Source organism: Scandinavium lactucae (assembly GCF_033843265.1).
GTDB lineage: Bacteria > Pseudomonadota > Gammaproteobacteria > Enterobacterales > Enterobacteriaceae > Scandinavium > Scandinavium lactucae.
In genome coordinates this window covers 12,682-25,358 of the sequence record NZ_JAWXRD010000004.1, presented here as the reverse complement: position 1 = coordinate 25,358, position 12,677 = coordinate 12,682, and the positions used below count along the sequence as shown (strand labels likewise).

14 protein-coding genes are annotated in these 12,677 nt (G+C 53.9%); 2 read left to right on the top strand and 12 right to left on the bottom strand.

What is annotated here, in order from left to right; genetic code table 11:
• Window positions 1-131: 131 nt before the first annotated feature.
• On the top strand, window positions 132-392 hold the full coding sequence (locus SIK69_RS05385) for a YfhL family 4Fe-4S dicluster ferredoxin (RefSeq protein WP_319627969.1): 261 nt from the start codon (window positions 132-134) through the stop codon (window positions 390-392).
• Between the two features lie 11 nt (window positions 393-403).
• On the opposite strand, the gene acpS is transcribed toward SIK69_RS05385, so the two are convergent.
• The 11 genes from acpS to rpoE all read right to left on the bottom strand — a co-directional run bounded on the left by acpS (window position 404) and on the right by rpoE (window position 9,869).
• Window positions 404-784, bottom strand: coding sequence for a holo-ACP synthase (acpS, locus tag SIK69_RS05380; protein ID WP_319627968.1), 381 nt, complete (start codon window positions 782-784; stop codon window positions 404-406).
• On the bottom strand, window positions 784-1,515 hold the full coding sequence (gene pdxJ, locus SIK69_RS05375; protein WP_319785601.1) for a pyridoxine 5'-phosphate synthase: 732 nt from the start codon (window positions 1,513-1,515) through the stop codon (window positions 784-786). The genes acpS and pdxJ overlap by 1 nt, the downstream gene beginning before the upstream one ends.
• A 39-nt stretch (window positions 1,516-1,554) precedes the next feature.
• Entirely contained in the window at window positions 1,555-2,265 is a 711-nt protein-coding gene (gene recO, locus SIK69_RS05370; protein ID WP_319785600.1) for a DNA repair protein RecO, read from the bottom strand.
• 132 nt (window positions 2,266-2,397) lie between these two features.
• Window positions 2,398-3,303: a GTPase Era gene (era, locus tag SIK69_RS05365; RefSeq protein WP_319627965.1), complete on the bottom strand. Its 906-nt coding sequence runs from the start codon at window positions 3,301-3,303 to the stop codon at window positions 2,398-2,400.
• The gene (gene rnc, locus SIK69_RS05360) at window positions 3,300-3,980 is read right to left on the bottom strand and encodes a ribonuclease III (RefSeq protein ID WP_159760801.1); all 681 of its coding nucleotides are present in this window, start codon (window positions 3,978-3,980) and stop codon (window positions 3,300-3,302) included. The genes era and rnc overlap by 4 nt, the downstream gene beginning before the upstream one ends.
• A 221-nt stretch (window positions 3,981-4,201) precedes the next feature.
• A complete protein-coding gene (gene lepB / locus SIK69_RS05355; RefSeq protein WP_319785599.1) occupies window positions 4,202-5,176 on the bottom strand; it encodes a signal peptidase I in 975 nt (324 codons plus the stop codon).
• 16 nt (window positions 5,177-5,192) lie between these two features.
• Window positions 5,193-6,992 (bottom strand): translation elongation factor 4, encoded by a 1,800-nt coding sequence (gene lepA / locus SIK69_RS05350; protein ID WP_319627963.1) that lies wholly within the window; start codon window positions 6,990-6,992, stop codon window positions 5,193-5,195.
• A 184-nt stretch (window positions 6,993-7,176) separates the two neighbouring features.
• The gene (rseC, locus tag SIK69_RS05345) at window positions 7,177-7,656 is read right to left on the bottom strand and encodes a SoxR-reducing system protein RseC (RefSeq protein ID WP_319785598.1); all 480 of its coding nucleotides are present in this window, start codon (window positions 7,654-7,656) and stop codon (window positions 7,177-7,179) included.
• The gene (gene rseB, locus SIK69_RS05340; RefSeq protein ID WP_319785597.1) at window positions 7,653-8,606 is read right to left on the bottom strand and encodes a sigma-E factor regulatory protein RseB; all 954 of its coding nucleotides are present in this window, start codon (window positions 8,604-8,606) and stop codon (window positions 7,653-7,655) included. The genes rseC and rseB overlap by 4 nt, the downstream gene beginning before the upstream one ends.
• Window positions 8,606-9,262 (bottom strand): anti-sigma-E factor RseA, encoded by a 657-nt coding sequence (gene rseA, locus SIK69_RS05335; RefSeq protein WP_319627960.1) that lies wholly within the window; start codon window positions 9,260-9,262, stop codon window positions 8,606-8,608. The genes rseB and rseA overlap by 1 nt, the downstream gene beginning before the upstream one ends.
• A gap of 31 nt (window positions 9,263-9,293) precedes the next feature.
• On the bottom strand, window positions 9,294-9,869 hold the full coding sequence (rpoE, locus tag SIK69_RS05330; protein WP_319627959.1) for an RNA polymerase sigma factor RpoE: 576 nt from the start codon (window positions 9,867-9,869) through the stop codon (window positions 9,294-9,296).
• A gap of 426 nt (window positions 9,870-10,295) precedes the next feature.
• Between rpoE and nadB the strand changes: the two genes are divergently transcribed.
• Window positions 10,296-11,915: an L-aspartate oxidase gene (gene nadB / locus SIK69_RS05325; RefSeq protein ID WP_319785596.1), complete on the top strand. Its 1,620-nt coding sequence runs from the start codon at window positions 10,296-10,298 to the stop codon at window positions 11,913-11,915.
• On the opposite strand, the gene trmN is transcribed toward nadB, so the two are convergent.
• Window positions 11,900-12,637 (bottom strand): tRNA(1)(Val) (adenine(37)-N(6))-methyltransferase TrmN, encoded by a 738-nt coding sequence (gene trmN, locus SIK69_RS05320; RefSeq protein WP_319785595.1) that lies wholly within the window; start codon window positions 12,635-12,637, stop codon window positions 11,900-11,902. The genes nadB and trmN overlap by 16 nt on opposite strands.
• Window positions 12,638-12,677 lie beyond the last annotated feature (40 nt).

Sequence of the window (12,677 nt, the reverse complement as noted above, 5' to 3'; positions counted from 1 at the left end):
TCGTTATATATCATCTAATTGATATTTTCCGTATGGAGGATTAAGACATGGAGGACAACAAAAAAAGTGGCGAGTGCAGAGAATGAGCGTATAATGCCCGCCCTGTTTGTGTTGTTTCTGAGAATTTCCTTATGGCGCTGTTAATTACTAAAAAATGCATCAATTGTGATATGTGCGAACCGGAATGCCCTAACGAGGCGATTTCGATGGGCGACAGCATTTATGAGATTAACAGTGACCGCTGCACCGAGTGCGTCGGCCATTACGAGACGCCGACCTGCCAGAGCGTGTGCCCCATCCCGAACACCATCATCCACGATCCCGAGCATCTCGAAAACCAGGAGCAGCTGTGGGATAAGTTCGTCCAGCTGCACCATTCGGACAAAATCTAGTCGGACAAAATCTAGCTTTCCATAATAACCGTTGCGCAAGCGTAATGACGTTCGTCCGCCAGCGTAACGTGGATGTGCGTGACGCCCATCTGCGCCGCCAGGTCGCTCGCCGCGCCCCATAGCCGTAACTTCGGTTTGCCCAGTTCATCGTTGTAAACTTCAAACTGTTCAAATGCCAGGCCATTACGAATGCCGGTGCCGAGCGCTTTGGACGCCGCCTCTTTCACCGCAAAGCGTTTGGCCAGAAAACGCACCGGCTGCTGATGCGTTTCCCAGATTTTCCACTCGTAATCGCTCAGCACCCGCCGGGCCAGGCGATCGCCGCTGCGGGCGATCACCGCTTCGATACGGGTAATCTCAACGATATCGGTGCCGATACCGACAATAGCCATTAGCGACGTGCTTCCTGCATCAGACGTTTCATTTCCGCCACGGCCTCTTTCAGGCCGCTCATCACCGCACGACCGATAATCGCGTGACCGATATTCAGCTCGTGCATTTCAGGCAGCGCGGCAATGGCTTTGACGTTGTGGTAGGTCAGCCCGTGCCCGGCGTTCACCTTCAGGCCGAGGCTTGCGGCATAGGTCGCCGCCTGGGCGATACGCTCCAACTCTTTAGCCTGCTGGGCTTCGCTTTCTGCGTCAGCGTAGCAACCGGTGTGAATTTCAATGTACGGCGCACCGACGTCTGCTGCCGCTTTGATCTGCTCGCGATCGGCATCAATAAACAGAGAAACGAGGATCCCGGCGTCCGCCAGACGTTTGCAGGCATCACGCATTTTGACGAGCTGACCCGCCACATCCAGCCCGCCTTCGGTGGTGACTTCTTGACGCTTTTCCGGCACCAGGCAGCAGAAATGCGGTTTTGTGTCACACGCAATCGCCAGCATCTCTTCGGTGACGGCCATTTCCAGATTCATGCGAGTATCAAGGGTCTGGCGAAGAATACGCACGTCGCGATCGGTGATGTGACGACGATCTTCGCGTAGATGCACGGTGATACCGTCAGCGCCAGCCTGCTCGGCAATGAACGCTGCCTGAACCGGATCGGGATACGCCGTGCCGCGCGCGTTGCGCAGAGTCGCGATATGGTCAATGTTGACGCCTAACAGTAATTCAGCCATGACAATCCTCGTTATTGATTCTGGTTCTGTGTGTATTCTTCAACCGCGTTTCGGCACAAACTGCCGGAACAGCTCGCGGCTTTTTAGCGGCTTTCCGCCAAGATAAGGTTTAAGCGCCATGCGGGTGAAGCGCTTGGCCGCCCGCAGGGCATCCGCATCGGGAAACTCCCGGCTAGCGAGCGCTTTTAAATGGTGCCCGGTAAACGTGTTGTTATCAATGACCACGCTCGCGATAAACCCTTTTTCTTCACGATAGCGGTAGGTCATAGTGTCATCCACCGGCTCACCGCTACCCGCGCAGTGCAGAAAATCCACGCCGTATCCCAGATGAGCCAGCAGCGCCAGTTCAAAACGGCGCAACGCCGGTTCTGGCGTACCGGTTACTCCGGCCAGCGTCTGGAGACAGTGCAGATAATCGAAGAAGAGTTCGGAGAAACGGGTTTCGTTTTCCAGTACGCGCGAAAGGAGTTCGTTGACGTAGAGACCGCTGTAGAGCGCGATACCGCTGAGCGGGAGTGCCAGGGAAACGGCTTCGGCGCTGCGCAGCGTTTTAACGTCGCCACGGCCACCAAACCGGACCAGCAAGGGAGTAAAGGGCTGAAGCGCACCTTTGAGATTTGAACGTTTGGAACGTGCGCCTTTAGCCACAAGGCGTACGCGGCCCGACTCTTCCGTGAAGACGTCCAGCATCAGACTGGTTTCGCTCCAGGGACGACTATGCAGGACGAAAGCGCGCTGCCAGCCTTCCATTTTTATTTATACTCTATGGATTTCATGTTGCAGGAAGGCGGTAAGCCTGACAGTCCCTGGAAACATAGATAACTATGTGACCAGGGTGAGCATGCGCAGCCAACGCCCCTGCGGCGTGAAGGACGACGAGTATTAGAGATCGTCGACATAACCGAGACTGCGTAAAGCACGCTCGTCATCGGCCCAACCGGATTTCACTTTCACCCACAGCTCAAGATGGACAGCAGCTTCGAACATCTCCTGCATATCTTTACGGGCTTCGATACCGATGGTTTTGATTTTGGAGCCTTTGTTGCCGATAACCATCTTTTTCTGACCTTCGCGCTCGACGAGGATCAGACCGTGGATGTCATATCCGCCGCGTTCGTTGGTCTGGAAGCGTTCGATTTCTACCGTCACGGAATATGGCAGTTCGGCCCCCAGGAAACGCATCAGCTTTTCACGAATGATTTCGGATGCCATGAAACGCTGTGAACGGTCGGTGATGTAATCTTCCGGGAAGTGATGAATCGCTTCCGGCAGATGCTTACGCACGATGCCCGCCACCGTATCGACATTGAAGCCCGTTTCCGCAGAAATTGGCACGATATCGAGGAAGTTCATCTGGCTGCCCAGGAACTGCAGATGTGGCAGCAGATCCGCTTTTTCCTGAACGTTATCCACCTTATTGACCGCCAGGATAACCGGCGCACGACCACCACGGAGCTTGTTGAGCACCATTTCGTCGTCAGCAGTCCAGCGCGTGCCTTCCACCACAAAGATGATCAGCTCTACGTCTCCGATGGAGCTGCTCGCCGCTTTGTTCATCAGACGGTTAATCGCGCGCTTTTCTTCCATATGCAGGCCCGGGGTATCGACGTAAATCGCCTGATGTGCCCCTTCGGTATGGATCCCCACAATGCGGTGACGCGTAGTCTGCGCTTTGCGAGAGGTAATGGAAATCTTCTGCCCAAGCAGATTATTTAGCAGGGTAGATTTGCCAACGTTGGGGCGTCCAACGATGGCGATAAATCCGCAGTAAGTCTTTTCGTCGCTCATTCCAGCTCCAGTTTTTTCAGCGCCTGTTCGGCGGCAGCCTGCTCCGCCTTGCGGCGGCTGGAACCTGTGCCAACTACGGGTTCACTCAGGCCACTGACCTGGCAGTGGATAGTAAATTCCTGATCGTGGGCTTCGCCACGCACCTGCACAACCAGATAAGACGGCAGCGGCAAATGACGACCCTGTAAATATTCCTGCAAACGTGTCTTCGGATCTTTTTGCTTATCGCCTGGGCTGATTTCATCCAGTCGGGTCTGATACCAGCTCAGGATCAGCCTTTCGACATTCTGAATATCGCTATCGAGAAATACGCCACCAATCAGCGCTTCAACGGTATCCGCCAGAATAGATTCACGGCGGAAGCCACCGCTTTTCAGTTCACCAGGGCCGAGGCGAAGACATTCACCCAGTTCAAATTCACGGGCGATTTCGGCCAGCGTGTTACCACGCACAAGCGTAGCGCGCATCCGGCTCATATCACCTTCGTCCACACGCGGGAACCGGTGATACAGCGCGTTGGCGATGACGTAGCTTAAAATGGAATCACCCAGGAACTCGAGACGCTCATTATGTTTACTGCTCGCGCTTCGATGGGTTAACGCCTGCTGTAAAAGATCCTGATGTTGAAAAGTGTAGCCCAGCTTCCGTTGAAGCCGATTAATTACGATGGGGTTCATGTGTTACCAATAGATGAATGCGTCAATAATGCAGCACACGAAACCGACCTGAAAAAGCCAACGCGGTTTCGTGTGCCGTGGATCCCTGATGGGTACCAACCTAAAACTTCGGGGGGACATTCTATACGCAACGACGAGTGATGTCGTTAGCTGCGAGGCATTTATGTCGGAAATAATTTATGCCGCCCTTATATCGGGGCGGCATAAATATAATTCAGGAATTAATGGATCCCACCGATACGACTTAAGCGTACGCCGGTCGGCCATTCGCCTTCCTGTTTTTCGAAGCTCATCCAGATGCCAACCGCTTTTCCGACCAGATTCGCTTCCGGGACAAAGCCCCAATAGCGGCTGTCGGCGCTGTTATCACGGTTATCACCCATCATGAAGTAGTGCCCCGGTGGAACAATCCACGTCGCCAGCTGCTGGCCCTGCTGATGGTAGTACATCCCCAGTTGGTCCTGCGCAATCGGCACGATCAAAATACGGTGAGTAACATCGCCAAGCGTTTCTTTTCGCTCATTCAGACGCACGCCGTTGTCTTTGCTTTCGCCTTTTGGCAATTGCCAGAAACCGCTGGTCGCTTCGCCGCCGTTACGACGGGCAAAAGTCTGCACGAAATCGCTCGGCTCAACGTTGGAGTAAGTTACCGGCAGCGCGTTGCCACAGGCCTGACCAGAACTGCAGTTCGGCTGAATGGTCACTTCTTTGGCGATAGGGTCATAAGAGACTTTATCGCCCGGCAAACCCACTGCACGCTTGATGTAATCCAGACGTGGATCTTGCGGATATTTAAAGACCACTACATCACCGCGTTTCGGATGACCGGTTTCAATTAACGTGTTCTGGTAAATCGGGTCTTTAATTCCGTAGGCAAATTTCTCTACCAGAATAAAGTCACCGATCAGCAGCGTAGGCATCATTGAGCCGGATGGGATCTGAAACGGTTCGTAGATAAACGAGCGTACTATCAGCACGATAGCCAGCACGGGGAATACGGATGCCCCGGTTTCGAGCCAGCCCGGTTTCGGGCCGACCTTCTTCAACGTCTTTTTATCCAGTGTTTCGCCCGCTGCAACCTGTGCAGCGGCCTGACGTTCACGGCGTTTTGGTGCGAAAATAAATTTGTCCACGCACCATAAAATCCCTGTCACCAGGGTCGCAATGACCAGGATCAGGGCAAACATGTTCGCCATGCCAACTCCTTATTGGTTATTTACCGTCTTTACCGACATGCAGAATGGCAAGGAAAGCTTCCTGAGGCAGCTCAACGTTACCCACCTGTTTCATGCGTTTTTTACCGTCTTTCTGTTTCTGCAGCAGCTTTTTCTTACGACTAACGTCGCCGCCGTAGCACTTGGCCAGAACGTTTTTACGCAGCTGTTTCACGGTGGAACGGGCAATGATGTGGTTGCCAATAGCGGCCTGAATCGCAATATCAAACTGCTGACGCGGGATCAGTTCTTTCATTTTCTCAACCAGCTCACGACCACGGTATGGCGCGTTGTCGTTGTGGGTGATCAGGGCTAGCGCATCAACACGCTCGCCGTTGATCAGCACATCAACACGTACCATGTTGGATGCCTGGAAGCGCTTGAAGTTGTAATCCAGTGACGCATAGCCACGGGAAGTAGACTTCAGGCGATCGAAGAAATCGAGAACCACTTCGGCCATTGGGATTTCATAGGTCAGCGCCACCTGGTTACCGTGGTAAACCATGTTGGTCTGCACCCCGCGTTTTTCGATACACAGTGTGATGACGTTGCCGAGGTATTCCTGCGGCAGCAGCATGTGACACTCGGCGATCGGCTCACGCAGTTCGTCGATGTTATTCAGCGGTGGCAGCTTGGATGGGCTGTCTACGTAGATAACTTCTTTGTTGGTGGTCTGCACTTCATACACTACCGTTGGTGCGGTGGTGATGAGGTCGAGATCGTATTCACGCTCCAGACGCTCCTGGATGATTTCCATGTGCAGCAGGCCGAGGAAGCCACAGCGGAAGCCGAAGCCCAGCGCCGTTGAGCTTTCTGGCTCGTAGAACAAGGAAGCATCGTTCAGACTCAGTTTACCCAGCGCGTCACGGAAGTTCTCGTAGTCGTCGGAACTCACCGGGAACAGACCAGCATAGACCTGTGGCTTCACTTTCTTAAAGCCTGGCAGCGCTTTCTCCGCCGGATTACGCGCCAGGGTCAGCGTATCGCCTACCGGTGCGCCCAAAATGTCTTTAATTGCACAAACCAACCAGCCCACTTCGCCGCAGTTCAGTTCGGTACGGTCAATCTGTTTCGGGGTAAAGATGCCCAGACGGTCAGCGTTATAGGTCTGGCCGGTACTCATGACTTTGACTTTATCGCCTTTGCGCAGGGTGCCGTTTTTCACACGAATAAGTGACACTACACCCAGGTAGTTATCGAACCAGGAGTCGATGATCAACGCCTGAAGCGGGGCTTCCGGGTCGCCCTGTGGCGCAGGGATATCACGCACCAGACGCTCTAATACATCCGGCACGCCTACGCCGGTTTTGGCGGAACAGCGAACTGCATCAACGGCATCAATACCGACGATATCTTCAATTTCTTCCGCCACGCGCTCAGGATCTGCCGCGGGCAGGTCAATTTTGTTCAGAACCGGAACCACTTCCAGGTCCATTTCCATCGCGGTGTAGCAGTTCGCCAGGGTCTGTGCTTCTACGCCCTGCCCGGCATCAACCACCAGCAGTGCGCCTTCACAGGCAGCCAGAGAACGGGAAACCTCATAAGAGAAGTCAACGTGGCCCGGGGTATCGATGAAATTCAGCTGATAGGTTTGACCGTCGGTCGCTTTGTAATCCAGGGTCACGCTCTGCGCTTTAATGGTAATCCCACGTTCACGTTCCAGATCCATGGAGTCGAGAACCTGAGCAGCCATTTCACGATCGGACAGGCCACCACAAATCTGGATGATGCGGTCAGACAGCGTCGATTTGCCGTGGTCAATGTGAGCGATGATCGAAAAGTTACGTATATTCTTCATATTAGAGTTAATTATGCCTTACGAATTCCTGGAGGCCGCGGGTCTGCGCCTGACGTTTTATCGTTCGAAAACGCCGCATTCTACACTACATCTCCGTCGCCAGGAAATGCTCTTCCGGCAAGCTTAGCGGTTAGTTGAGGGGAGATCCTGCTGGAGATGTAAATAAAGATAAAAGCCAGCGTATTTACTGGCTCAGTTCAGAAGATGATGTCTCTACACGCAGGAGATCGGGCGGAAGGCCGACGCTAATAATGACCGGTTGCCACGCCTCGCGGGAAGCAAGTTTTGGTGATAAACCGCGGGCAACCAGGAAGCCACCAATGCCACCGAGAACACCACCGGCAAAGGCCGCCAGGTCGCTGCCAAAAAGCTGCTGGAAGACGGCGGCCATCACGAACAAACCGAACAGCGGCGTCATGTACACCAGCATGGCAGAAGTCAACAGACTACCTTCGCTGATCCCGAGTTCGACTTTTTGCCCTGCTACCAGCGGTTCTGCGCTGGGCACAGTGATGGTGTGTTCGGTCTGCGGCCCTAATTTATTGAGCACCCGACTGCCGCAGCCTGCCCGCGAGGCGCAGCTACTGCAGGAGGCCTTCACGTCACAACTCACCCGCGCAAGACCGTTCTGCCAGGAAATAACCGTGGCCCACTCTTTAATCATTGTGCCGCCTTAAACTTGATGCTGTCTGCGACGCGTTTTGCCGTCGGCGGCGGCAGTTCGCCTACCACGGTGATTTCTGCGTTATCGCGCACTGACGTGCTGACCGTTCTGCGCCCGGTACGCAACACCTGCTCACTGCTGTTGGCAGTCGCATGGTTAACGTTGACTGAGAAACTGAACAGTCCATCGGAATAAAGGCGTGACTCCACTGGCGTATCAATCGTTGGCAGAGAACGACGGCTTCCGGCCACTTCAACAAAACCTTGTGGAAGCCAGCTTGGCAGCCAGTTGAAATTGACTTTATCGCCGCCCGGCACCGACAACAGCGGCGGTAGGCTGGCAGTCGAGAGCGTCTGCATGTTGCTGCTCACCTGCTCGCTGACGTTAAACGCAACGACGCGGAACTGCTCAAGCGTTTCGCCATCCCTGTCCAGCAGATCGACACGCATTGGCAATTTGGTTTCCGAATCTAGCCAGGCAATATAGCTGTAACGGGTACCGTCTCGCGCGACAACACGAATCACCTCACACAGCCGGTCGGCAATGCGGGTGCGGCCTACAGAAATGAAGTCGTAGTTCGGCGCGAGGCGTTTGAAGTCGGTATAGACCAGGGAAGGCAGTGAATCGACGATGTAATCGCCGTTCAGAGTAAAGGGATCGAGACCGGGTTCGAAATAGCTGATTTCGTTTCCACGCTGGACGACTTCACGGCGCGGACCGTCCATCTGCAGCAGTTGCGCCAGGGCCTGATTATTCAGACGCGCGTGGCGATAACGTAGTGACTCTACGCCCTGCTTATTAATGCTGACGAACGACAGCTCATAGTTCAGAGACTGGCTGGCCAGATTCATCTGCTGCAACAACGCCCCGGACGATACATCAGCCGAGGCGTTGGCGGAGAAGAACAGGCTACCAGCCACAAGTGACATGGCACACCAAAGTTGCTTCATTACTGCGATTGCGTTCCTAACGTTTGATATCCCGGCACCTGAACAGCGGCTTGCTGAGTCTGGGCTTGTTCAAACTGAAGCTGTTCGGAATGGAGACGGCGCTGCAACTCGTAGTCCTGCAACATCGCATTAATACGACGACGCTGCTCCTGGACCTGCTGTTGCTGACCTGTTGCACCCGTCGCGTTAGCATCGGCAGGAACACCCAAGCTAACCGGGCTGGCTTTGCCCATCATCGGCAGTGTATTGAACACCGGCGTTTCAGGCTGCTGGGTCGCATCAGTTTGTCCATTATAATGCTGGACGCCCACGATCACGGCTAGCGATACGCATGCTGCGACACCCATTTGCGTCAGAGAGCTCGCCCACGGGCGAACTTTCTTCCAGAATGGCATATTCTGCCACTGGTGCGGTGCGGGTTGAGCTTCAGGGATGAGCGGCGTCGCCAGGCGAACAGGTTCATTCTCAATGGCGGCCATCACGCGGGCTGAGATATCAAAATTGAGAGTCGTCGCCGTCTCACCACGCATTGTATCGCGGATAAGGTGGTAGCTCTCCCAAGCTTTTTGCATCTCAGTGGAGTGAGTCAGCTCGTTGAGCAACTCGTTATCCAGCGTTTCACCATCCATTAAGGCGGAAAGTTTTTCTTTCTGCATGCCTAATACCTTTTCCAGTATTCCGCTATCGTCAACGCCTGATAAGCGGTTGAACTTTATTATCAATAGCTTCTCGTGCACGGAATATGCGCGAGCGAACCGTACCCACCGGACAATCCATGATAGCGGCTATCTCTTCATAGCTCAGGCCATCCAACTCCCGTAACGTGATTGCCATGCGTAAATCTTCCGGGAGAGACTCAATGGTACGGAACACTATCTGTCTCAGTTCTTCTGACAACATTAAGTTCTCAGGGTTCGAAATTTCTTTCAGCGCACCGCCACTTTCGTAATTTTCTGCTTCAATCGCATCAACATCACTCGCTGGCGGGCGTCGCCCCTGAGCAACCAGGTAATTTTTCGCCGTGTTCACAGCGATACGGTAGAGCCAGGTATAGAAAGCACTATCTCCCCGGAATGAATCCAGCGCGCGATAGGCCTTGATAAAAGACTCTTGTACTACGTCAGGCACATCGCCAGACGGCACGTAACGGGAAACCAGGCTCGCCACTTTATGCTGATAGCGTATCACCAGCAGGTTAAAGGCCTTCTGATCTCCCTTCTGGACCCGTTCGACAAGGACCTGATCCGGTAACTGCTCGCTCATCCGAGGTAATGTCTCCTCAAACCTTATTCCCATGCGTAATCAAAACGCCACTTCCACACACTGCACTATGAGCAAGCATCAGCTTAGAGTGGACGATTTATGTAAAGTTCAGTTACGCCTTTGCTTTTTGTTGAACACGGATAGACAGTTCATTATCACTCATTATAAGTCTACCACTGCTAAATGAAGTGTCAGGCACGCAATAAACGGCTGAAATCTTTTTGCAGAGTACCGTAACACAAGGTTTTTTTCATCATAAAATCTGAAGCTAACGATCTGCTTCGCAATAATTTTCATGGATTGACAAACCGCCACTCTCCCCGCCCTATGTTTAGCCATTACAACCCAACTGAAAAAATTTCGTGCTAATACGCACATTCCGATGCTACATTGCCTGAACCTTGTTTAGTAAATTAAACACAGAATATGACAACGACACCTGACCTTTCCTGTGATGTACTCATCGTCGGTAGCGGCGCTGCTGGTTTATCTCTTGCGCTGCGCCTGGCCGAACACAGTTCCGTCATCGTGCTGAGTAAAGGCCCTATCAGCGAAGGCTCAACGTTTTACGCACAGGGTGGCATTGCCGCGGTGTTTGACGAAACGGACAGTATCGAATCCCATGTGGAAGATACTCTCATCGCGGGTGCTGGCCTGTGCGACCGCCACGCGGTGTCGTTTGTCGCCAGCAACGCGCGACCGTGTGTGCAGTGGCTTATCGATCAGGGCGTGCTGTTTGATACCGAAGTTCAGGCCAACGGCGAAGCCAGCTATCATCTGACGCGTGAGGGTGGGCACAGCCATCGGCGCATTCTCCACGCCGCCGATGCTACCGGGAAAGAAGTCGAAACCACGCTGGTCGGCAAAGCGTTAGCTCACCCCAACATTCGGGTGCTCGAACGCAGCAATGCCGTGGATCTCATCGTCTCAGATAAAATTGGCCTGCCCGGCACCCGCCGTGTAGTCGGAGCCTGGATCTGGAACCGTAATAAAGAGTCTGTCGAAACCTGCGCGGCAAAATCCGTGGTGCTGGCTACTGGCGGCGCGTCGAAGGTGTATCAATACACAACCAACCCGGATATCTCCTCCGGCGACGGCATTGCGATGGCCTGGCGTGCGGGCTGTAGGGTAGCCAATCTGGAATTTAATCAGTTCCACCCTACTGCGCTCTATCATCCGCAGGCGCGTAATTTCTTGCTGACCGAAGCCCTGCGCGGTGAAGGTGCGTATCTTAAACGCCCGGACGGTTCGCGCTTTATGCCCGATTTCGACGAACGAGGTGAGCTGGCTCCGCGTGATATCGTCGCCCGTGCTATCGATCATGAAATGAAACGTCTTGGCGTGGACTGCATGTATCTTGATATCAGTCATAAGCCTGAAGCCTTTATTCGTCAGCACTTCCCGATGATTCACGAAAAGCTGCTTGGTCTGGGCATCGATCTAACAAAAGAGCCGGTGCCTATCGTGCCCGCAGCCCATTATACCTGCGGAGGCGTGATGGTCGATGACTTCGGCAGAACCGATGTCGATGGGCTGTATGCGATCGGTGAGGTGAGTTATACCGGCCTTCACGGTGCCAACCGCATGGCATCCAACTCACTGTTGGAGTGTCTGGTTTATGGCTGGTCGGCGGCGGAGGATATTAAAAAGCGGATGCCGTATGCCCGCGAAATCAGCACCCTGCCCGCCTGGGATGAAAGCCGGGTCGAGAATCCTGATGAACTGGTCGTCATTCAGCACAACTGGCACGAGCTGAGACTCTTTATGTGGGACTATGTCGGGATCGTGCGCACCACCAAACGCCTGGAGCGGGCGCTGCGACGAATTACGCTCCTACAACAGGAACTGGACGAGTACTACTCCCGTTTCCGGGTATCCAATAATCTGCTGGAGCTGCGTAATCTGGTGCAGGTAGCGGAGCTGATCGTCCGCTGCGCCATGATGCGTAAAGAGAGTCGCGGCCTGCACTACACCCTGGATTATCCGGATTTGCAGGAAAACTCAGGGCCTTCGGTGCTCTCGCCATTGGCTCACATGAATAAATAGAACGCCTGGGTCAGCGCCGTGTAACCTTCCGAATACTGCTGCTCTGGCCCACGAATAGTTAGCCTGTCGCTAAAACACTCGCCAGCACGCGGAGAAAAAGCCAACAGCACTCGATGCGGCGGACGTAGATCGGTTTCCGCCACGTCGGTGCGCAACCGCAAATGCCAGCCCATCGCCAGCGCCTGTTCGCTGAACGCATTGCCGATATCTTCCGGCAAAACAACGCAGAAAAAACCCTCTTCGGTTATTGCACTGGCCGCACAGTTCAGTAGCGTCACATGATCGAGCGTCGTGGTGTACCGCGCCTGTTCCCGCTCGGGTGTGGCGCATTCCACGCCCTGCGCATAATAAGGTGGATTGCTGATAATCAAATCATAACGACTATTGGCTTCTGCCAGCCACTGCGCCACATCCGCAATATGAATTTGAATGCGATTGGCCCACGGAGATTCCGCCACGTTTTCTGCCGCCTGTTCTGCAGCATCGGCGTCCAGCTCAACGGCATCAATCACTACCGTACTTTCCGTGCGCTGCGCTAACATAAGCGCCAACAGCCCACTGCCAGTGCCAATATCCAGGATCCGTTTCACCCGGGCTATCGGTGCCCACGCACCGAGCAGGATCCCATCGGTACCGACTTTCATGGCACATCTGTCGTGGGCGACGAAAAATTGCTTGAACGTAAATCCGTTGCGACGAAGCACGGATGCTGGCTGACTCATCTTCAACAACCTTTTTCCTGAAAAATCCCCTGAGCGTCGG

Bases quoted from the DNA above. Each gene is read 5' to 3' on its own strand.
- acpS (WP_319627968.1), bottom strand. From the start codon at position 784: ATGGCTATTGTCGGTATCGGCACCGATATCGTTGAGATTACCCGTATC.
- nadB (WP_319785596.1), top strand. From the start codon at position 10,296: ATGACAACGACACCTGACCTTTCCTGTGATGTACTCATCGTCGGTAGC.
- rnc (WP_159760801.1), bottom strand. From the start codon at position 3,980: ATGAACCCCATCGTAATTAATCGGCTTCAACGGAAGCTGGGCTACACT.
- rseC (WP_319785598.1), bottom strand. From the start codon at position 7,656: ATGATTAAAGAGTGGGCCACGGTTATTTCCTGGCAGAACGGTCTTGCG.
- pdxJ (WP_319785601.1), bottom strand. From the start codon at position 1,515: ATGGCTGAATTACTGTTAGGCGTCAACATTGACCATATCGCGACTCTG.
- trmN (WP_319785595.1), bottom strand. From the start codon at position 12,637: ATGAGTCAGCCAGCATCCGTGCTTCGTCGCAACGGATTTACGTTCAAG.
- recO (WP_319785600.1), bottom strand. From the start codon at position 2,265: ATGGAAGGCTGGCAGCGCGCTTTCGTCCTGCATAGTCGTCCCTGGAGC.
- rpoE (WP_319627959.1), bottom strand. From the start codon at position 9,869: ATGAGCGAGCAGTTACCGGATCAGGTCCTTGTCGAACGGGTCCAGAAG.
- rseA (WP_319627960.1), bottom strand. From the start codon at position 9,262: ATGCAGAAAGAAAAACTTTCCGCCTTAATGGATGGTGAAACGCTGGAT.
- era (WP_319627965.1), bottom strand. From the start codon at position 3,303: ATGAGCGACGAAAAGACTTACTGCGGATTTATCGCCATCGTTGGACGC.
- SIK69_RS05385 (WP_319627969.1), top strand. From the start codon at position 132: ATGGCGCTGTTAATTACTAAAAAATGCATCAATTGTGATATGTGCGAA.
- lepB (WP_319785599.1), bottom strand. From the start codon at position 5,176: ATGGCGAACATGTTTGCCCTGATCCTGGTCATTGCGACCCTGGTGACA.
- lepA (WP_319627963.1), bottom strand. From the start codon at position 6,992: ATGAAGAATATACGTAACTTTTCGATCATCGCTCACATTGACCACGGC.
- rseB (WP_319785597.1), bottom strand. From the start codon at position 8,606: ATGAAGCAACTTTGGTGTGCCATGTCACTTGTGGCTGGTAGCCTGTTC.